Consider the following 19,482-nt stretch of genomic DNA (forward strand, 5'->3'; position numbering starts at 1 on the left):
ACGACGCGGGCCCCGGTCACCGGGCCCGCCGCAGGTACGCCCGGATGGCGCCGGGGAACACGACCAGGTGGATGAGGACCACCGCGGCGAGACTCGTCAGGACGGGCCCGGTCGTGGGGCCGCCGATGGTCAGTCCCCGCACGGCGTCCACGAAGTAGCTCACCGGGTTCACCCCGACCCACAGTTCCAACCACCGCGGCATGCTCTCCGGGGAGGCGAAGATGTTGCTGCCGAACGTCAGCGGCAGGATGATCGCCATGGCGATCCCGGGGACCGCCTGCGGGCTGGTGGCCATCATCCCGATGAGGACGGACAGCCAGCACAGGGTGAGACCGAACAGGAGCGTCAGGACGCAGGCGAGGGCCACCTCGGGCACGCTGGTCTGCACCCGGAACCCGAGGGCGAACGCCAGTGCCAGCAGCACGGCCAGTGCCACCACGTAACGCACCACGTCACCCAGCACCGCGCCGACCAGCGGCGCCGACCGGGCGATGGGCAGGCTGCGGAACCGGTCGAACACCCCCTTGGAGATGTCGGTGTTCAACGCGATACCGGTGCCGATGCTGGCGTACATGGTGATCTGCACCATGAGCCCGGGCACGAGCGTCTGTAGGTAGTTCTGCCACCCGCCGGAGATCTCCCCGCCGAACAGGAACACGAACACCAGCAGGAACAGGATGGGTTGGATGACGGTGTCCACCAGCGTGGACGGGGAGCGCACGATGTAGCGGATGTTGCGGTTCGCCAGGGTCAGGCTGTGCTGGACGCCCCGGACGGGGCCGATACGGCCGCGCCGGGGGGCGCGCGGTGGGGCTTCGGTGGTGGGGGTCATGCGGGGCTCTTCTCGGGCGCGGTGGGGGTGCTCTCGACGGCGGATGCCTCCGCCGGGTGGCCCGTGAGGGCGAGGAAGATGCTGTCCAGGCTCGGCAGCCGCAACGCGACCTCGTCGGCCTCGATCGCCTCGTTGTCGAGCCGCCGGACCACGGCCGACAGCATCACCGGGTCGTCGGTGGGGACGGTGACCAGCCCGTGCTCCGGGCTGACGGCGGGCTCCCGGCCGGACAGCTCGGTCAGGATCGACACGACCGTGGGGATGTCGCCCCGGTCGGTGGGCAGGACGCGCAGGGTCTGCGCGCCCACGCGCCGCTTCAGTTCCGCCGGCCCCCCCTCGGCGACCACCTTCCCCCGGTCGAGCACGGCCACCTGGTCGGCGAGCTGGTCGGCTTCCTCCAGGTACTGGGTGGTGAGCAGGATCGTCGTCCCCTCGTCGGAGAGCTCCCGCACGATCCGCCACAGCTCCTCCCGGCTGCGCGGGTCGAGGCCGGTGGTGGGCTCGTCCAGGTAGATCACCTGGGGGCGGCCCACCAGGCTGGCGGCGAGGTCGATCCGGCGCCGCATCCCGCCCGAGTAGGTCTTCACGGGCCGTTTGCCCGCCTCGGTGAGGTCGAAACGGGAGATCAGCTCGCGCGCGCGGGCTCTCGCCTGCCGGGTGGGCATTTCCAGCAGGCGGCCGATCATCTCCAGGTTCTCCACCCCGGTGAGCTCCTCGTCGGCGGAGGCGTACTGCCCCGTCAGCCCGATGAGGCCGCGCACCGACACGGGGTCGCGCAGCGCGTCGTAACCGGCGACGGTGACGCTGCCCGCGTCCGGCCGCAGCAGGGTGGCGAGGATGCGCACTGTGGTGGTCTTCCCGGAGCCGTTGGGTCCGAGCACGCCGAGGATGGAACCGGCGGGGGCGTCCAGGTCGACGCCGTCCAGCGCGGTGGTGCCGTCGAAGCGTTTGACCAGTCCGCGGGCCTCGATGGTCATGGTCATAGGCGTTCCTCCTTCGTCCGGAGGCCAGCCTTGCGCGGCGCGGTTACACACCGCTGACACACCACTGACACGGCAGGAGGAGAAGGGGGAGGGGCGGCGCGGTTCCGGTCGACGTCCTGGTCGACGGGCGCCCGGCGATCCCGGGAGGGGAGGAACCCGCTGGTGGAGGGGCGTGGCCGCTGTACCGCCGCGACCGGCAGCCGAACCCCTCCCGGAGAACCGGGAGGGGACCAGCCAGGTCAGGAAGCAGCATGCTAGCCGTGCGGCGCGCTCCGCGTCCACCCCCGCACGGGAAACCCGACGCGGATGGTGGCTGGCGGGCGGCCCGGGCGGTGGAGCGGGTTCCCTGATCGAAGGTGTTGGACAAAAACTGGCAATTACCACGGCGTTTAGGTGTAGCGCAAGCGTGTAAATAGTCCAATTGGGCCGTTTTTGTGTATAATCCATAAATTACTCTTTTGTGGACATTTTGGCACCAAAATATCGAGTAGTGCTTATTTTGTATAATCATGAACAAAGATGAAGAGGTAGTGCGAACTTATGGGAAGGGTGATGACTAACAGCGAATACTCATATTCTTCGTTTGTGGTCTCTCGTACGCTCGGATATGAGTCCTGGACTGTGGGGTCCTACCTACGCCTGCCCTATACGGCATGATTGGTTTAAAATAATTTCTCATAATCTGGCGGAGGTCTGGTTTCCTCTCGTACTGTCAGAGGGCCGAGACAGACTGATGACTAAGATGAGACAGGACTAAAGCCTTGGTGGCGCTATGACCCGAGACCCGCGAAGACGTTTCAGTGGCCAGGAGCGTGCGGCTCTGTTCCTCAGCTCCGGTGGACATTGTGCTCGTTGCGGTACAGGACTCGATCCGGGGTTCCATGCTGATCACGTTGCGCCGCATTCCCGCGGTGGTGCCACGGATGTCGTCAACGGCCAAGCCCTGTGCTCGTCTTGCAATCTCCATAAAGGAGCGTCCGTGGCCGTATCTCCCCCCTTGCGCGAATGGCAACAGGCCGCACTCGAACGGTTCGATGCCACCACCAGCGAAAACTTCCTCCTGACGGCGACCCCGGGTGCCGGAAAGACCACATTCGCGTTGGAAGCCGCACGTCGCATGCATCCACGTGTGCGCGCAATCCTCATCGTGGTTCCCACCAGCAACCTACGCACCCAGTGGGCCCGGGCCGCGCACCGCTTCGGACTCGATATCGATGACCGGTTCACCGCCGATGCAGCAGCCCTGGCTCGGGACTTCCATGGTGCTGCAGTGACCTATCAGGCCGTGATGTCCAATCCTTTGATCTACCGGCGCTTGGCGGAGCGAGCTTTCGTCATCCTCGACGAGGTCCACCACGCCGGGGAAAACCGATCCTGGGGAGACGAACTGCGCAAAGCCTGTGATCCGGCCATGCGACGATTGCTCCTCTCCGGAACCCCGTTTCGTAGTGACAACAACCCCATCCCCTACGTCACCTACGATCGTGATTCCGACGGAGTGCACCGCAGCCAGGCCGACTACACCTACGGTTACGGTGACGGCGTCAAGGACAGTGTCGTGCGCCCCATCGCGTTTCCCGCTTTTGATGGGGAGGGTACGTGGTCCGACGCGGGCACCGTGGTTAATGGCCTGTTGTCCAATGAGGACGAAACTCAGGCCAAGCGCGCTCTGAAAGCAGCGCTGGAACCCAACGGAGAATGGATCGGCTCGGTCATGCGCGCGGCCGATGGCGAACTCAGCCGGCAGCGGGAACACACCCCGGATGCCGGGGGGCTCATCGTCGCCGACAACCAGGATCACGCGCGCCGGTACGCTGAGCTCCTCGAGAAGATTACTGGGGAGAAGGTCGCCGTAGCGATCTCTGATGAACCCGACGCCAGCAAGGTGATCCGTGACTTTACCCAGGCCAAGAGCCGCTGGATTATCGCGGTGCAGATGGTCTCAGAAGGGGTGGACATCCCCCGCCTTGCCGTAGGGGTCTATGCCAGCCGTACCACTACCCCGTTGTTCTTTCGCCAGGTCGCTGGCCGGTTCGTGCGCACTCGCAGTGACGACGACGAAACGTGCGCGGCCCTGTATGTGCCCTCGATCGCGGATCTGTTGAAGAACGCTGCTGAGATGGAAACCGAGCTCGACCATGCTCTGGCCGAAGCCTCCGAACAGCAGGAGCGTGACTACAACGACGGGGAATCCGGCTCCTTGTTCAGCATGGTCGACCCCATCAGCTCCAGTGCTGCCACCCACGAAAAAACGATCCTGTCGGGAGAAGACTTCACCTCCGCTGAGATCGAACGAGCCCGCAGCGTGGCTGTACAAGTCAACCTCACTAAACTCTCCGATGCGGAGATGGCTCGCCTCCTTCGACACGTCACACCGAACGACACCACGGAGACGGCTTCCACTGAAAAGCCATCATCAGGGGCATCAGAGACACGCTCAGAGCGTAAGAGTGCACTGCGCAAAGCGGTACAGCGCAAGGTGAGCAAGCTGGCCCGTCACACAGGACGGCAATACAACCACATTTACGCCGAACTGAACCGGGAGTGTGCCGAAAAGGGAATAGATAAAGCGACTATCGAGACGCTCTATTCCCGTATCCAGGTTCTGGACCGCCAGCTCGGAGAAACCATTGAGCGAACATGACACCAACTGGACGCTGATCGCCTCGGCAGCCTCCAGTCTCACCCACGGAAGTCAGCGTCTACAGAACTTCATTGACGCTCTCCGGCGCCTGCTTCACGAAGACGCCTGGAAGTCCTATACCCACCCCAACGGTACACACCACGAGTTCACCCGATTCGCTGACTTTCTCGAGCATCCCCATGGGCTTTATGCCAATATAGAACGCGTTCAAAATCTTGTTCGTGATGATCCTCAACTGGCTAGTGACTTGGAATCTGCGCTTTCCGAGAAAAAAGGTGGCGAACAGAATTCCGAGGATGCCGATAATTATGGAGTAATGTTTGAAAATTCCATTGAGGAGTCATCTGAGAGTGGGAAGCAAGGAAACCGGCGTGCCTACCGTCTTCGCCGCCTCGAACGCGATGCTCCCAACTATCACGCTCGTGTCCTAGCAGGAGAGATTTCCGTTAACCGCGCCATGATCGAATCCGGGCTGCAAGTACCAACGCCGAGTATCCCTAAAGGTACTCCCGTCGACGACGTGGCAATAACACTCCGCCGCCGCTACAGCCCTGATGAACTGGCTGTCTTGCGTCAGCTACTTACCGAGGATGATTCCTCTGTTTAGAGGATTCGCTGGAAATCTATTGGTCGGCGTAGATGATGGTGCTGCGTACCCCGCTGCTGCCATGTTTGACTTTGGTGTTGGAGGTTGACGAAGATAAGATATTGCTGCCTGACCTTTTTGTCCTAGGGTGGATGCCATCTCCGAGGAAGCTGCCGAGATGTGAGCCGCAGATTCTTCAATTTCCATAATTGTGAAGGCGCGCTCGTCGATATATCAACTGCCGATACCGGTGCGTTTAGCAGCATGCAATGGCTGGCTCGTGATGCGGCTGGCTTGGTATCGAATTCTGGCATGGTAACAACAGGAATTTCTCAGCCAATAGGAGGCTGTTGAGTTATTGCGGTTCCGGGGCATATAAGAAATCTGGAGCAGAATACAACGAGTACAGCGACTGATGTAGCTCATTTGAGAATGTCCGACCAGGGGTGCGTGCTATCGGCCCGAACGGGTTGTGGCCGAGGTTTCGGCTCCTCAGCTGTCAGGTTGGGGTAACGCTTTTCCTGTCGAGGGTCGGCCGTACACTCGCTAGCCATGAACGAGTCGTTGGGAAGTGCCGCGAATTTCCGCCCGACCCTTTCCCGGATATCCGTCTCCCTCTTGTAGGGATGGAAGGTCGTTCGGCAACGCCTCGTAGTCGGAGAATCCGGTTCTGATGACGGAGGTTAGCCTGCACGACGACCCGCGCTCACGTGCCGCCGCCGTCGCGGAGGTGGGTGCGCTCCCCGTTGTGGTCGAAGATGGTCAGGATCTCCACGGTGCCGTCCTGGGCGCCGATGGCGTGCGGGGTCATGGTGGCGAACTCGGCCGCGTTGCCCTCCTGGATCAGGATCGTGCGCTCGCCCAGCCGCAGCAGGGCGGTCCCGGACAGGACGGTGAACCACTCGCGTCCGGGATGCACCTTCAGGTGCTCCGCGTCGGTCGGCCGGTCCGGGGTGATGCGCATCTTCGCCACGGTCACGCCGTGCAGGGAGCGCTCCCGGGACAGCAGCCAACTGGTCGTCCCCTGCGCGTCACAGGGCTGGGGCCGGATCACCACGTCCTCGTCGCCGGTGGACTCGACGAGCTGGTCGAGGGTGGTGTCCAGGGCCCGGGCGATGGGCACCAGCTGGTCCAGCGCGATCCTGCGGCGCCCGGCCTCGATGCGGCTCAGGTTGGACGGGCTGGTGTTGCAGCGCGCGGCGAGGGCGTCCAGCGTCCACCCCCGGGCCAACCGCAGGCCGCGGATGCGCTGGCGAATCACACTGTCCATGTCGGATTCTTGCTCCATAGGCAAGAGTATATGCGATGAGAGCAGAACGTGTTTAGCGTGGAAGCATGGAACACCACCACAGCCACCACGCGCAGCACCACGACCAGGGTGAACACCACCGCCACGACGACGCCGCCATCGCGGACATGCTGGACCTCGACGCCGAGGTACTGGGCTCGCACCTCGACGGGATAACCGCGTGGGCCGGCGGGCACACCGCCGCCTCCACCCCGCGCACCGTTGCCGACGTGGGCGCCGGGACCGGCACCGGAACACTGGCGCTGGCGCGCCGCTTCCCACAGGCGGGGATGGTCGCGGTCGACCAGTCGCCGGTGATGCTCGACCGGCTCAGGGAGACGGCGTCCGCGCGGGGGCTGGGGGAGCGGCTGCGCCTCGTCCGGGCCGACCTGGACGAGGCCTGGCCCGACATCGGCACGGTCGACCTCGCGTGGGCGGCATCCTCGCTGCACCACGCCGCGGACCCCGACCGGCTGCTGGGTGACCTGTACGGGGCGCTGAACCCCGGCGGTCTGCTGGTGGTCGTCGAGATGGACGGCCTGCCGCGCTTCCTGCCCGACGACCCCGGCACAGGTCGCCCCGGCCTGGAGGACCGCTGCGCGCGGGCCACGGCCGAGGCGAACTGGAACGCGCACCCGAACTGGGGTCCGCACCTGGAACGGTCCGGGTTCCGGGTCGCCGAGGAGCGGACCTTCACCTACGAGGTGGGGCCGCCGGCGCCGCCGGCGGCCAACCGCTACGCCCGGACCGTGCTCGGCAACATGCGCCACGGCCTCGCCGACCGGCTGGACGCCGACGACCTCGCCGCCCTCGACCGCCTGCTGGACGAGGACGATCCCGCCTCCGTCGGGCACCGCCGCGACCTGACGGTCCGGGGGAGCCGGACCGCCTGGGCGGCGCACCGGCCCTGACCCACCCACGGGAAGACGAACGATACGGGGGAAACCACAGTGAACACGGAACACACGCGTGAGGCCGGGGTCGACGTCGCGGTCATCGGGGGTGGCGCGGCTGGGTTGAGCGCTGCCGTCGCGTTGGCGCGCTCGTTGCGCTCGGTGGTCGTCGTGGACGCCGGCGAGCAGCGCAACGCTCCCGCTGCCGGGGTGCACAACGTCCTCGCCCTGGACGGGACCTCACCTCTGGACCTGCTGACGGCGGGCCGCGAGGAGGCCGAGAGGTACGGTGCGCGGATCCACCGGGACCGTGCCGTCACCGCGCGCCGCCACGGCGAGGGGTTCGAGGTCGGCCTCGCCGGGGGCGGGGTCGTGCGGTCCCGGAGGCTCCTGCTCGCCACCGGCCTGGTCGACGAACTTCCCGACATCCCCGGAGTGCGGGAGCTGTGGGGGAGCGGTGTGCTGCACTGCGCCTACTGCCACGGTTGGGAGGTGCGCGGACAACGCATCGGCGTGGTCGGCACCACCTCCCTCAGCGCCCACCAGGCTCTGATGTTCCGGCAGCTCAGTGGCCACGTCACACTCTTCACCCACACCATGCCGGAGCTCGACGACCAGACCCGGGAGAGGCTGACCGCTCGGGACATCGGGATCGTGGACGGCACAGTCGAGCGGCTGCGCACCGACAACGGCACCCTGCGGGGCGTCGTCCTCACCGGCGGGTACGAGTTCGGCGCGGACGCGGCGACGGTGACACCCCGGTTCCTCGCCCGGGAGGACCTGTACGAGCAGCTCGGCGGGACCCTCACCGAGCACCCGCTCGGCGCGTTCGTCGGTACCTCCCACATGGGGAAGACGGACGTTCCCGGCGTGTGGGCCGCGGGGAACTCGGCCGACCTCGGGGCGATGGTCGCCGCCTCCTCGGGGTCCGGAGCCGCGGCCGCGACCGCGATCAACGCCGACCTCGTGACCGAGAACGCGGACGCGGCCGTCCACGCGCGCGGGCAGACCGCCGGGCACCGGTGAGCCGGGAGCGGGAGGCGAACGCGGGCGGTTCCGTGGCCCGCGGGCGTAGGATCAACGGCATGACAACACGACTTGTCCAGATTGCTATGAACGCCCGGGACGACTCCGCGGTCGGCCGGTTCTGGGCGGAGGTGCTCGGCTGGGGCACCAGCAGCGAGGGACCCGGCGTGACCAACCTCGAACCCGTGGGCTTCTCCTATCCCGACCCCACCGCCGTCTGCATCGATGTTCTCACCGTCCCGGAACCCAAGACGGTGAAGAACCGTGTGCACGTCGACCTCGCTACTGCCTCCGCGGACCACCAGGCGGAGGTGGTCTCCCGCCTCAAGGACCTCGGCGCGACGCCCGCGGACGTGGGCCAGGGTGACGACGTTCCGTGGACGGTCCTGGCGGACCCGGAGGGCAACGAGTTCTGCGTGCTGGAGCCGCGGTCGACCTACCAGGACACCGGGCCGATCGCCGCCGTGTTGGTCGACTGCGCGGATCCGCGGGCCATGGCCCGGTTCTGGGACGAGGCGATGGACTGGACCCTGCACGAGGTCACCGACGACCACGCGGCGATGCGCTCCGCCGCGGGCGTCGGCCCGTATCTGGAGTTCGTCCGCACACCCGACGTGAAGACGGTGAAGAACCGCGTCCATCTCGACCTCCGGCCGTACGCCGGTGGCGAGCGGTCGGCGGAGGCGGACCGGCTGCGGGCTCTCGGCGCCACCGACGTCGACCTCGGCCAGGGTGACGACGTCCCGTGGACGGTCCTGGCGGACCCGGAGGGCAACGAGTTCTGCGTCCTCGGCCCGGCCTGACGCGGAACCGTGCCGAGCCGCACCGTGGACACCAGTGGCGGCCACCGGCCGGACTACGACCGCATCATCGCCCATGCCGCTTGCGGGGCCTATGAACGGCGAAGTTCCGGTCGGCTGTAGCCGCGCCCCGCGGTGAGGCCGATGGGGTCGGCTGAGGGGTCCGGCCGGCTCGCGTCGGCTACCACCGGCGAGGGCGGGTTCCGCGCGAGACGATCGCGGAGGCAGCGGTCAGCAGGATCCCGGAGTTCCCGCGATTGGTCTACGAACGTGCGAATGCCGGGATCGAGCGGAGTGGGCATGACCTCCGGGCATACACGCCCGCCTACGCGCCGCACAGATCCCGGAGCACGCATCGAGTCTGGCGCTGCCTCCACACGTGACCGCCGAGCGTGGAAACAGCGCCAGGCTCGAGGGCCATCACCCGGCCCGTATGGGTATGAAATGCGAGAACTCCGGGTCCCCGCAGCGGTCAGCGTGGTTCGAGGAGGCAGAACTCGTTGCCCTCGGGGTCACGCAGCACCACCCATTCGGCGTCATCGGACTGCCCCACGGCGGCGCGTGTGGCTCCCCTGGCGACGAGGTCGTCCACGGCCGCCGCTTGGTCCTCCGCGTACAGGTCGAGGTGCAGGCGGTTCTTGGCCGGCTTCGCGTCGTCCACGTGGACGAAGAAGAGAGACGGCGAGTGCCGGTCGGGCGACCGGACCTCGACGCCGGCCGGGTCAGGATCCATCACGTCCCAGTCGAGGGTCTGCGCCCACCACCGCGCGAGAGACCGCGGCTCCCGCGCGTCGACGGTCAGGGCTTCCCACTTCATCTCCACGATCACAACCCTATTTGCGGCCCCGGACCGTCCGTACTCCGCGCCAGCTTGGGTGTTCGCCGCCCTGGTCGGGGTGCTAGCCGGTATCGGCGGTCTCCTCAGCCAAGCCAAGGGCCGCGGTTTCGATGGCACGTCGACCACCAGCGACGGGGCGCGGCGTGAGCCGCCGCCGACGTGTCCGTGGCTGAACGAGGGGACCGTGCCGCACCTACGGGGACGCCGAATGCGCACGCGATGAGGAACGTGGACCATCGTCAGGCCGCCGTGGAGCCGATGATCGGTCCGGATTCCTGCGGCCGGCAAGTACGGCGCCGAGACCACGCGCCCGTACGGCTTTCCGGCGGTGGACGGGGAAGACGGCGCCTGCGTGCTGTCCCCGCCCCGCAGTACGATCCGGATCTCGGTACTGCTCCGGGGTGAGCAGGCTCCGAGATCGACGAAGCTGAGAAGCAACGGCACGGAATCCCATGTCGGGCCGCTCGGGTCTCGCCCGCGCCATCGTGGAGTGCGACGGTCACGGCCCTCACCCGGTCAGCATGACCGCCATGGGCTGTGCCCGGACGCGTACCTGGAACGGAGAACGAGGCGTTCATGGGGATGATCTGGAAGGGGCGCGCGCTGAGCGCCGCCGAGGCCGCCAGGGTGCGGCAGAACCCCGAGTCACTCCGGGAACCGGTCGGAGGCGCGGGCGCCCCTCCGGCGGTGGTGGATCTGGACAAGGCGTGGCACGGTATCCACTGGCTGCTGACCGGAAGCGCGTGGGACGGTGAAGGCCCACTGGCCCTTGCCGTCCTGGGTGGGGAGCAGGTCGACGAGGGCGACGGCGATACCCCCCGGCTTCTGCTCGACGCCGCGAATGTGGCCGCCGTCGCGACCGCGCTCGACGCGGTCGGGGTGGACGAACTCCGGAAACGCTACGACCCCCACGCCATGTCCGAGGCGGAGATCTATCCGAACATCTGGGACGACGAGGCCTTCGACACTGACCTGGCGCCGGGGTTCGAACTTCTCAAGCAGTTGTACACCCACGCCGCGGCACGGGACTGTTGGGTCCTCCAGACGATCACGTAGGCCGTGACAACCGTTCGTCAGTGAACGTCCCGGTTCGCCGGGTCCGTCCTGCTGGCGGATCGGATGCCGGAACCCGGCGATCTCCTGGCGGCGATCATGGGTCGGCGCCAGAACGAGCCGGGAACGGACGCGGCGTAGGCGCTGACGAGTATCAGGGCGCACCCGAGGAGCTGCAGGACCGTGGGCTGCTGGCCCAGAGCCACAGCGGCCAGGGCGAGGGCGCCGACTGGGGTAAGCATGAGCAGAGCCGAACTCACCGCGCTGCTCAGGTGGGAGGTCGCCAGGGCGACCAGGAGCCAGCCGAGGACCTGGATGCACACCGCCGTCAGCGCCAGCCAGCCCAGCGCCGGCCATCCGGGGGCGAACGTGACGCCCTGCCACAGCGCTCCGACGGCGATCGAGATGACGGCCGCTGACACGAGCACACCGCAGTAGGACTGGATCGCCCCGCCGGTGTTCCCGCTGCGGCGCAGCAGGAACAGGAACCCCGAGTAGCACAACGCGGCGAGGACGGCGTGGACCGTTCCCCGTACCGGAGCGGCGCCGTGAGCTCCGGTACCGACGATGCCGCCGGTGAGCACGACGCCCGCCACCATGAACGGCACGGCTGCGAGGAAGACGCCCCGTGGCCGTTCGCGGTCGATGAGCAGGAACAGCAGCGGAACGATGACGACCTGCGTGTTCACCAGCATCGCGGTCAGCCCGGCACCGACCTCGGAGACCGCCTGTGTCCAGAACAGCGCGTCTCCCGCGAACAGCGCACCAGCCACCGCCGCGACCGCGCCGCGCCGCCGTGACAGCCCGCCCGTCCGGCGCCGTTCATGGCGGGCGAGGGGCCACAGCAGCGGCAGCGCGAGCACGCACCGGAAGAGGGTGGCGGTGCCCGGTGACGTCCCGGACAGGTCCACGAAAACCCCGGAGGTGGATACGCCGAGCGCGCCCAGAGCCACTACCAGCCGTGGCCGGGTACGAGCCGCCCGCGAGAGGGCCGTGCCGACGCTGCGATCCATACCCCGACACGATGTCGCCTGGTACATGGCCAGGCAATCTTTTGCCCCGGTTGCCGCGGGGCCGCGGGCGCCAGCACGGATACGCCGGACACCCCTGCGGCGGAAGCTCCGACGCCAGGGCGCCCTATTCCCGGACGCCGAGGGCATCCACCGGGCGGGACCGCAGGGACAGCCGCACCGGCACCATGACCGCCAGGGCGGTGAGAAGAGCCGTGCCGCCGACGGCGCCCGCGTAGACGCCGGGCGGTCCCACCGGGACGGGGGTCCCCAGGAAGGCGACGCTGAGCACGCTCAACGGCACCAGGGCCGCCGCCGTCCCCAGGATCCCCAAGCTCGTTCGTCCGTCATGGGACTCCGTGAAGGCTCAAAGCCGATCGGCTCGCACGTCCGCGAGGAACGCGGCCCATTCTCCACTGGTCACAGTCAGGTGCCCTGACTCTCGGTTCCGGGTATCCCGTACTCTGACGAGGTCAGGGGATTCGGCCACCTCGACGCAGTCCTGATGCGAGCCTCCGCTGTAACTACTCTTGTGCCAACGGACGTCACTCATCGTCGAAACCTTCAATCTTCTCCTGGACCAGCGCAAGAGACTGGTCCGGTGGCAATGCAACGGCTTGCAGCCGACCGAACCTGAGTTTGAACCTGCTCACCTCGGTTTTGTCATCCACGAACTGCCCTTGGGCAGCGGACTCAGCGTAGACGAGCTCTGGCCCTGTTGCGGGGGCGAGCACCTTGAACGACCCTACCAATCCGGTGTGTTTCCGCGCGGTCACCATTTGGAGGGTGATCCGCTCGTTGACACCTAACTGGTGGATATGGGCGAGCTGCTCTCGCATGATGTCCGAGGTGTCGATCGGATGCCGGATAATCCTCTCATCCAGAACTATCACCATGATGGGAGAAGCCGCGTCCAGGAAGCGCGTCGCTCGCTCCACCCTCGCTCTTACACTGCCCTCCGTTCTCTCCTGAGATTCCCACGGGGACACCTCGCGCATCACCATCTCGGCATAGGCCCGTGTCTGGAGCAAGGAAGGGATGAGGCTCTGTTGGAACTCCAGGATCGAGGTTGCGTCTTGTTCCAGTTCCGAGAGCCGGCCGAGGTAGGCGAGATGACTGCTCTCGCTGAGCTCTCTCCATAGTTGGGTGAGCTGCCCTCCTGTTTGGAGCGTGGAGTCCAACGACTTCAGAGTCCGCTTCTGGGGTCCTCGTTCACCGCGTTCCATGTTCGAGATCGCGGTTCCCTGCACGCCGATCGCCCGGCCCAGGGCGTTCTGCGTCATATCACGCGCGTTGCGCTGCTCCCTCAGAGCGCGCCCCCACCGTTCCAGTGCCTCACGGTCCGTTCTACTCACACGGGGATTCTGCCAGGTGTGCTGGACTATTCACTTATGCTTCACAGGTTTCCCTGGTACTTCACGTGTCTTCACAGCTCTTACCTCTTCCTCGCCACCATTAGCTCATCGTTCACTCTCTCTGGTATCGCACTGTCGATGGTGGCAAGATGCGGCCAGTGGAGGTAGGGAGTAATGTCGTGCAAGAAGGATAATCCCGCCTTATTTCACACCGAGTTCATGGATAACCTCCCTGGAGGTGGCGCTATCATGAACGCTTTGGTGCAGTGGAAAATCATTTAATATATCTTTTTTCTACCTCTTTTTGATGAAAATGTGGTCGGCGCTGAGGTGGATCGATGTTTTTAAGGAGTAGGTATGGGACCAGCACATACCGTCGATGGTGACGAATACGCATTCTTATTGCGGGAGGCGATGGTCGGTGAGCTGCAAGAGCTAGGCGTGCTGGGCAGAGACCGGATCGCCGATGCCTTCCGCAGCGTACCGCGCCACACTTTTCTTCCGGAGAAATCGCTCGAAGAAGCCTATGCTGCCGATAGCTCCGTTGTCACCAAACGAGACGAGAACGGTATCGCTATCAGCAGCATCTCAGCGGCACGCATGCAGGCGGTGATGCTGCGACAACTCCAAATCGAATCCGGAGACCGGGTACTGGAAATCGGATCGGGCGGATACAACGCCGCGTTGATCTCCGCGATGGCCGGCCCCGAGGGGAAAGTCACCACGGTGGACATCGACCCGGAAGTCGTGGAACGCGCACGAAACGGCCTCACAGCGGCTGGCCACCCCCATGTCGATGTGGTGCTGGGCGATGCCGACCACGGAGTGGCCGACAACGCGCCCTACGACCGGATCATCGTCACCGCTGGCGCATGGGACATCCCGCCCGCCTGGATCGATCAGCTCACCGAGGGCGGACGACTCGTCGTCCCGCTGCGCATGCGAGGCCTGACCCGCTCCATCGCCTTCGAGCGCGACGCGCAACGGTTGGTGAGCCGGGAGTATGCGCTGTGCGGATTCGTGCCTATGCAAGGCGCCGAAGCACACCAGGAACGGCTGGTCCTGCTGGACGGGGACGAGGTCGGTCTGCGTATCGACAGTGACGAGCACCGCGATGCCACGTCTCTGCGCGAAGCCTTGTTCTCCACCCGAACAGAACACTGGTCGGGTGTGGAGGTCGGCGGGTACGAGCCCGTGGACGACCTCGCCCTGTGGCTCGGTACCACCGCACCGGGGTTCTGCCTGCTGGCAGCACAGCAGGCACCCATTGACCGGGGACTGGTGCCCCGAGGCGCACGACTCGGCATTCCCACGGCCACTACCGAGGACAGTCTGGCTTACCGCGCCTCCCGGCCAGCAACCGGCGACAACAGGTTCGAGCTCGGCGTCTACGCCCACGGTCCCCAGGCGGAAAGCCTCGCCAAGCAGTACACGGAACTCATCCGGCTCTGGGACCGCGAACAACGGGGCGGCCCGGGAGCGCACTTCGAGCTGTATCCCGCCCACACGCCGGACGAGTCGCTTCCGGAAGAACCGAAACGCGTTATCGACAAGCGCCACACACGACTGGTCATCTCCTGGCCATGACAGCTTTTTCCCAGGTCACAACGCAATACTGCAGTGCCGGAGATTCACGAGAAAGGATACGGGTCCCATGACGATCCACGCGGACATGGTGGCAGCGACAGCACCACTGGCAGACGCGGAGTTCGAGCTCGACGTCAGCATCGCCGAATCTGGACCGGTGGTCGCCGCGTTGCTGCAGAACACGGAAGACAACTGCGGCCAGACATGCGAAAGCGCCTGCCCCGCCACGGGGTGTTAGCGCACTTCAGGTCCCCTCCTGATGCCTGGTGGCGCACGGCCGCCACCAGGCTGCTGTCCCTCGTCTCGGGAGTGTTGCGGTTGTATACGTGTGTCGATGCGGCTGTGGTCCGCGCAAGCGCCCACTGCGGCAACGTTGCCGCGTGGCCTGATCTGCGTGGTGATACGAGCGGCCGTGTGGCGATCTGGCGCCAGTGGGTAACCCGTCTCTGGCGGCAACCGGAGTTCGCGGCGGCTGTCACGTTGGCAAGCCCGGTGCTGGCGCAGCGCGTGCGTGAGGTGTGCACCGGATCCCGCCAGCGCCCCAAACAGGTGCGGCGCGTGGTGGAGTCACTCGCCCGGTATGTGCTGCGGGCGGACAACCGGGCCACACCGTTCGGCCTGTTCGCCGGCGTGGCACCGGTGGAACTCGGTGATGGGCTCGTTTCCCACTGGGACGAAAACCACCGGGCCGTCGCGCGGGCGGATGCGGAATGGCTCGCGGACGTGGCGACCCGGCTGGAGAACTGCCCTCAATTGCGCGACCAGCTGCTGGTGGTCGCCAGCAACCTGGCGTTCGTCCGCGACACACGCGTCGTGGTGGGATGCCAGATATCCCAACCGCATCGTCCTACCCCTGCGGAAGTCTCCATCCGCAACACCACAGCTGTACAGACGGTGTTGAGCGAGGCCAGCTCTCCGATCGCGATAGGGACCCTCACGGAGAAAGTGCGGGTCCGGTTCCCGGATACGCCGGTATCGGTGGTCACAGGGATGGTGGACGAGCTGCTGTCCCAACGGTTCCTGATCACCGACCTGCGCCCACCGATGAGCGCCACCGACCCGCTGGACCACCTCCTCGGGGTCATCGAAACCGTGGACACGACAGTGTTACCCACGGAAACGGCCAGACTGGTTCATGAACTGCGCCGCATACAGGCCGAACTGTCGCGGCATAACCACACATGCCCACCCGAACGACAACGTGAGACACGAAACGCCGTAACCGCGCGCATGGCGCGCCTCGCCACCAAAGACCCACCTGTGGCAGCCGATCTCCGGGTCGACAGCACTCTGCGGTTGCCACCCGCTGTGCAGCGTGAAGCCGAAACCGCAGCACAAACACTGACCCGACTGAGCCCGCACCCGCACGGAACCCCCGAGTGGGCCGACTACCACCTCCGGTTCCTGGAACGCTACGGCATCGGTGCCCGTGTTCCTGTGATGGAACTCCTCAACCCGGCCACGGGGCTCGGCTTTCCCGCCGGTTACCGGGACTCGCACCTGCCCCCGCCGCAACAGCAACACGTGTCCGAACGGGACCGCCAACTGTTGGCACTGGCACAACACGCCGCGATGGAACGCAACCTTGAGGTCGTCCTGGACGAGGAAACACTTACCCGGCTGGCCGGAACCACCCCCACGGCACCACCGCACACCGAACTGTCATTCCGCCTGCACGCCCCCGCACCCCAAGCCCTATGGCAGGGCGCGTTCGACCTGGCCGTCACCGGCGCGTCCCGCGCCGCCGGAACGATGGCGGGACGGTTCTTGGACCTTTTCGCTCCCGCCGATCGCCAGCGCATGACCACGGCCTACACCCAACTCCCCACCACGGTCGAGAACGCGGCACCGGTTCAGGTGTGCTGCCCTCCGCTGTACCCCGGCACCGACAACGTGGCCCGCGCCCCGGAAGTCCTCGCCCGCACGGTCCCACTCGCCGAACCTCCCACCCCCACCACGGAACCGGTGCCGCTGGAGGACCTCATCGTCACCGCTGACACCGAACGGCTTGCCCTCATGTCGCTCTCCCGCGGCCAGGTCGTGGACCCCCTCATGTTCAACGCGGTCGAGCACACCACCCACACCCACCCACTCGCACGGTTCCTCTGCGAGATCAACAACGCCCGCGCCGCTTCCTGCACCCTTTTCTCCTGGGGCACCGCCAGCCACCTACCGTTCGTGCCCCGCCTGCGATACGGGCGCACGATCCTCGCACCCGCCCAGTGGCGCCTCACTCCCAACGACCTGCCCGACAGCCGCACTCCCTGGCCGCAGTGGCAAGAAGAGTTCTCCCGTTGGCGCCAACACCGCCGTGTCCCTGACGAGGTCAACCTCGGCCACGGCGACCGTCGGCTGCGCCTGAACCTAGAGGAACCCGCCCACCAGCACCTGCTGCGCTCGGAACTCGACCGCAACACAAACACCCTCCTCCGCGAGGCACCGCCAGCCGAGGCGTTCGGATGGTGCCACGGACGCGCCCACGAGATCGTCGTACCGTTGGCCACCACCCGACGACCCGCCCCCCAGCCAACCACCCCGGCCGATCACCCTGCCCCCACGGTGAACCGCGACCACGGCCATCTCCCCGGTGCCGATGGGTGGTTGTACGCCAAGCTGTACGCTCCCCCCGAGCAGCACGCCACGATCCTGACCCGCCACCTTCCCCGACTCCTGGCGGATTGGGAGCATCCGCCCGAGTGGTGGTTCATGCGCTACCGCGACCCGCACCCCCACCTGCGGCTACGGATACGCACCACTCCGGAGACGTTCGCCGACATCGCCCAACGCCTCAGCGCCTGGGTCGAGAAACTACGTCACCACGGGCTCACCGGTCGTCTGCAGATGGACACCTACTATCCCGAGACCGGAAGGTTCGGCACCGGCACGGCGATGGACGCCGCCGAGGAGGTGTTCATCGCCGACTCCACGGCCGCACTCGCGCAACTCCACTACCTCGCGCCGAACAGGCCCCTCGCCGCGCAGGCTCTCACCGCCGCAAGCATGGTTGACCTCGCCACCGCCCTGGCCGAGAGCCCCTCCTCGGGCATGCGGTGGCTGATCGACCGCATCGACACCACTTCCACCCCAGCACCGGACCGAACGATCCGGACTCAGACTCTCCAGCTCACCGGTGTGTACGACGACCATTCCGCCCTCCACGCGCTACCCGGTACAGAGGCCATCACGACTGCCTGGCACCACCGCCGCACAGCCCTGGCAACCTACCGCGCGGCCCTGGACGAACAGCAGCACCGCCCGGAAAGGATGCTGCCCGCGCTGCTGCACCTCCACCACGTGCGGATGAGCGGCATCGCCCCCGACGACGAACGAACATGCCTACACCTCGCCCGCGCCGCAGCACTGAGCTGGACCAACCGCCATCCGGGAAACCATCATGCACCGTGAACCCCAGCAGCGCGCCCGTACCACCACCCACACGCACCCGGGCCAGTCCCTGGCCTCAGGCGCCTGCGGAATCGCGTTGCTGCACATCGAACGCGCCCGAACCCAGCACGGCGACTGGAACACCGCCCACGCCTGGCTCGCGGCCGCCTCCCAGGACACCCTCACCGCTGACACCGACGCGTGCCTGTACTTCGGCGCCCCGGCACTGGCCTTCGCCCTCCACACCGCAGCCGGAACGTCGCACCGCTACGAGCACACACTCGCCACGTTGGACACCAGCATCACCGCCCTCACCCGGCGGCGATTGGACAACGCCCATGCCCGCATCGACCACAACACCCGCCCCGCACCCTCCGAGTTCGACCTCATCCACGGCCTCACCGGGCTGGGCACCTACCACCTGCGCCGCCACCCCCACAGCAGCATCACCGCAGAGGTACTGTCCTACCTCGTACGCCTGAGCGCACCACTGCCGGGAGACAGCGGCCAACTGCCCGGCTGGTGGACCGACCTGGGACCCACAGGGCAACCATCACCGGCCTTTCCCCGCGGTCACGGCAACCTTGGCATGGCCCACGGGATCTCCGGACCCCTCGCACTGCTCTCCCTCGCCCTGCGCCGCGGCGTCACCGTCGAGGATCACACCGAGGCCATCCAACGGATCTGCTTCTGGTTGGACACGTGGCGCCGAGAAAACGGCACCACCGTGTGGTGGCCCCAGTGGGTCACTCGCGCGGAGCTGTACGGCCACCGATCCCACCACCCGGAACCGCAACGCCCCTCGTGGTGTTACGGAACACCCGGCATGGCCCGAGCCCAGCAACTCGCCGCCATCGCCACGGGCGACACCCGGCGCCAGCTCACAGCCGAGCGTGCCCTGCTCGGCTGTCTCACCGACCCTGTCCAGCGTGCCCAGATCACCGAGGCCGGCCTGTGCCACGGTTGGGCCGGACTGTGCCACACGACCCGGCGCGCGGCCGCTGATGCCCTCACCCCCGATATCGCTTCACACCTGCCGGAACTGGACACCTCCCCGCTCGACCGCCCCTCCGAATCCTCCCGCGATCTGGGGCTGCTCACCGGCACCGCAGGTGCTGCTCTCGCTCTGCACACCGCCCACGCTGACACGCCCGCCACCAGTGGCTGGGACGCGTGCCTCCTCGTCAACTGAACGTGCCCCAC

Annotated in this window: 18 protein-coding genes and 1 pseudogene; 11 read left to right on the forward strand and 8 right to left on the reverse strand. The window is 66.5% G+C overall.

Annotation, left to right across the window (positions count from 1 at the left end; translation table 11 throughout):
• Positions 1–16 precede the first annotated feature (16 nt).
• Positions 17–832: an ABC transporter permease gene (locus tag FHX37_RS22060; protein WP_141926206.1), complete on the reverse strand. Its 816-nt coding sequence runs from the start codon at positions 830–832 to the stop codon at positions 17–19.
• Positions 829–1,815, reverse strand: coding sequence for an ATP-binding cassette domain-containing protein (locus FHX37_RS22065; protein WP_141926207.1), 987 nt, complete (start codon positions 1,813–1,815; stop codon positions 829–831). Before FHX37_RS22065 ends, FHX37_RS22060 begins: the two co-directional genes overlap by 4 nt.
• Positions 1,816–2,587: 772 nt before the next feature.
• Between FHX37_RS22065 and FHX37_RS24190 the strand changes: the two are divergent.
• The 3 genes and pseudogenes from FHX37_RS24190 to FHX37_RS22075 form a co-directional block, all read left to right on the forward strand.
• Positions 2,588–2,785 (forward strand): annotated as a pseudogene (locus FHX37_RS24190) (HNH endonuclease); the annotation flags it as partial.
• A 9-nt stretch (positions 2,786–2,794) separates the two neighbouring features.
• On the forward strand, positions 2,795–4,459 hold the full coding sequence (locus tag FHX37_RS22070) for a DEAD/DEAH box helicase (RefSeq protein ID WP_246062495.1): 1,665 nt from the start codon (positions 2,795–2,797) through the stop codon (positions 4,457–4,459).
• A complete protein-coding gene (locus tag FHX37_RS22075) occupies positions 4,446–5,066 on the forward strand; it encodes a hypothetical protein (RefSeq protein WP_141926209.1) in 621 nt (206 codons plus the stop codon). The genes FHX37_RS22070 and FHX37_RS22075 overlap by 14 nt, the downstream gene beginning before the upstream one ends.
• Positions 5,067–5,751: 685 nt before the next feature.
• Here the strand turns inward: FHX37_RS22075 and FHX37_RS22080 are convergent.
• Positions 5,752–6,333, reverse strand: a complete 582-nt coding sequence (locus FHX37_RS22080; protein ID WP_141926210.1) for a helix-turn-helix domain-containing protein — start codon at positions 6,331–6,333, stop codon at positions 5,752–5,754.
• A gap of 47 nt (positions 6,334–6,380) precedes the next feature.
• Here FHX37_RS22080 and FHX37_RS22085 point away from each other — a divergent pair, with 47 nt between their 5' ends.
• From FHX37_RS22085 to FHX37_RS22095, 3 genes are read left to right on the forward strand one after another with little or no spacing between them, the layout of a single operon-like run.
• Positions 6,381–7,244, forward strand: coding sequence for a class I SAM-dependent methyltransferase (locus tag FHX37_RS22085; RefSeq protein ID WP_141926211.1), 864 nt, complete (start codon positions 6,381–6,383; stop codon positions 7,242–7,244).
• A gap of 39 nt (positions 7,245–7,283) precedes the next feature.
• Positions 7,284–8,252 (forward strand): NAD(P)/FAD-dependent oxidoreductase, encoded by a 969-nt coding sequence (locus tag FHX37_RS22090; protein WP_141926212.1) that lies wholly within the window; start codon positions 7,284–7,286, stop codon positions 8,250–8,252.
• A 59-nt stretch (positions 8,253–8,311) separates the two neighbouring features.
• Positions 8,312–9,055 (forward strand): VOC family protein, encoded by a 744-nt coding sequence (locus tag FHX37_RS22095; RefSeq protein ID WP_141926213.1) that lies wholly within the window; start codon positions 8,312–8,314, stop codon positions 9,053–9,055.
• Between the two features lie 469 nt (positions 9,056–9,524).
• Here the strand turns inward: FHX37_RS22095 and FHX37_RS22100 are convergent, their stop codons facing one another.
• Entirely contained in the window at positions 9,525–9,869 is a 345-nt protein-coding gene (locus FHX37_RS22100) for a VOC family protein (RefSeq protein ID WP_170181684.1), read from the reverse strand.
• A 558-nt stretch (positions 9,870–10,427) separates the two neighbouring features.
• Between FHX37_RS22100 and FHX37_RS22105 the strand changes: the two genes are divergently transcribed.
• The gene (locus FHX37_RS22105; protein WP_141926215.1) at positions 10,428–10,946 is read left to right on the forward strand and encodes a YfbM family protein; all 519 of its coding nucleotides are present in this window, start codon (positions 10,428–10,430) and stop codon (positions 10,944–10,946) included.
• Between the two features lie 17 nt (positions 10,947–10,963).
• Here FHX37_RS22105 and FHX37_RS22110 read toward each other — a convergent pair whose 3' ends face one another.
• From FHX37_RS22110 to FHX37_RS22125, 4 genes are all read right to left on the reverse strand, one after another.
• A complete protein-coding gene (locus FHX37_RS22110; protein ID WP_170181681.1) occupies positions 10,964–11,956 on the reverse strand; it encodes a DMT family transporter in 993 nt (330 codons plus the stop codon).
• A gap of 124 nt (positions 11,957–12,080) precedes the next feature.
• Positions 12,081–12,287, reverse strand: a complete 207-nt coding sequence (locus tag FHX37_RS22115) for a hypothetical protein (protein ID WP_141926216.1) — start codon at positions 12,285–12,287, stop codon at positions 12,081–12,083.
• A gap of 33 nt (positions 12,288–12,320) precedes the next feature.
• Positions 12,321–12,506: a DUF397 domain-containing protein gene (locus FHX37_RS22120; protein ID WP_141926217.1), complete on the reverse strand. Its 186-nt coding sequence runs from the start codon at positions 12,504–12,506 to the stop codon at positions 12,321–12,323.
• Complete coding sequence (locus FHX37_RS22125; protein ID WP_246062496.1) at positions 12,499–13,308, reverse strand: helix-turn-helix domain-containing protein; 810 nt, start codon at positions 13,306–13,308, stop codon at positions 12,499–12,501. The genes FHX37_RS22120 and FHX37_RS22125 overlap by 8 nt, the downstream gene beginning before the upstream one ends.
• A gap of 357 nt (positions 13,309–13,665) precedes the next feature.
• Between FHX37_RS22125 and fxlM the strand changes: the two genes are divergently transcribed.
• The 4 genes from fxlM (at position 13,666) to FHX37_RS22145 (ending at position 19,471) form a co-directional block, all read left to right on the forward strand.
• Positions 13,666–14,895, forward strand: a complete 1,230-nt coding sequence (fxlM, locus tag FHX37_RS22130) for a methyltransferase, FxLD system (protein ID WP_246062497.1) — start codon at positions 13,666–13,668, stop codon at positions 14,893–14,895.
• 67 nt (positions 14,896–14,962) lie between these two features.
• Positions 14,963–15,133 carry an FxLD family lanthipeptide gene (locus tag FHX37_RS22135; protein WP_141926218.1) on the forward strand — a complete coding sequence of 57 codons (171 nt, stop codon included), beginning with the start codon at positions 14,963–14,965 and terminating at the stop codon, positions 15,131–15,133.
• 176 nt (positions 15,134–15,309) lie between these two features.
• A complete protein-coding gene (locus FHX37_RS22140; protein WP_211352001.1) occupies positions 15,310–18,300 on the forward strand; it encodes a lantibiotic dehydratase in 2,991 nt (996 codons plus the stop codon).
• Complete coding sequence (locus tag FHX37_RS22145) at positions 18,290–19,471, forward strand: lanthionine synthetase C family protein (RefSeq protein WP_141926220.1); 1,182 nt, start codon at positions 18,290–18,292, stop codon at positions 19,469–19,471. The genes FHX37_RS22140 and FHX37_RS22145 overlap by 11 nt, the downstream gene beginning before the upstream one ends.
• The last annotated feature ends 11 nt before the right edge of the window (positions 19,472–19,482 follow it).

Origin of the sequence: Haloactinospora alba, from assembly GCF_006717075.1 — a bacterium.
GTDB classification, from domain to species: domain Bacteria; phylum Actinomycetota; class Actinomycetes; order Streptosporangiales; family Streptosporangiaceae; genus Haloactinospora; species Haloactinospora alba.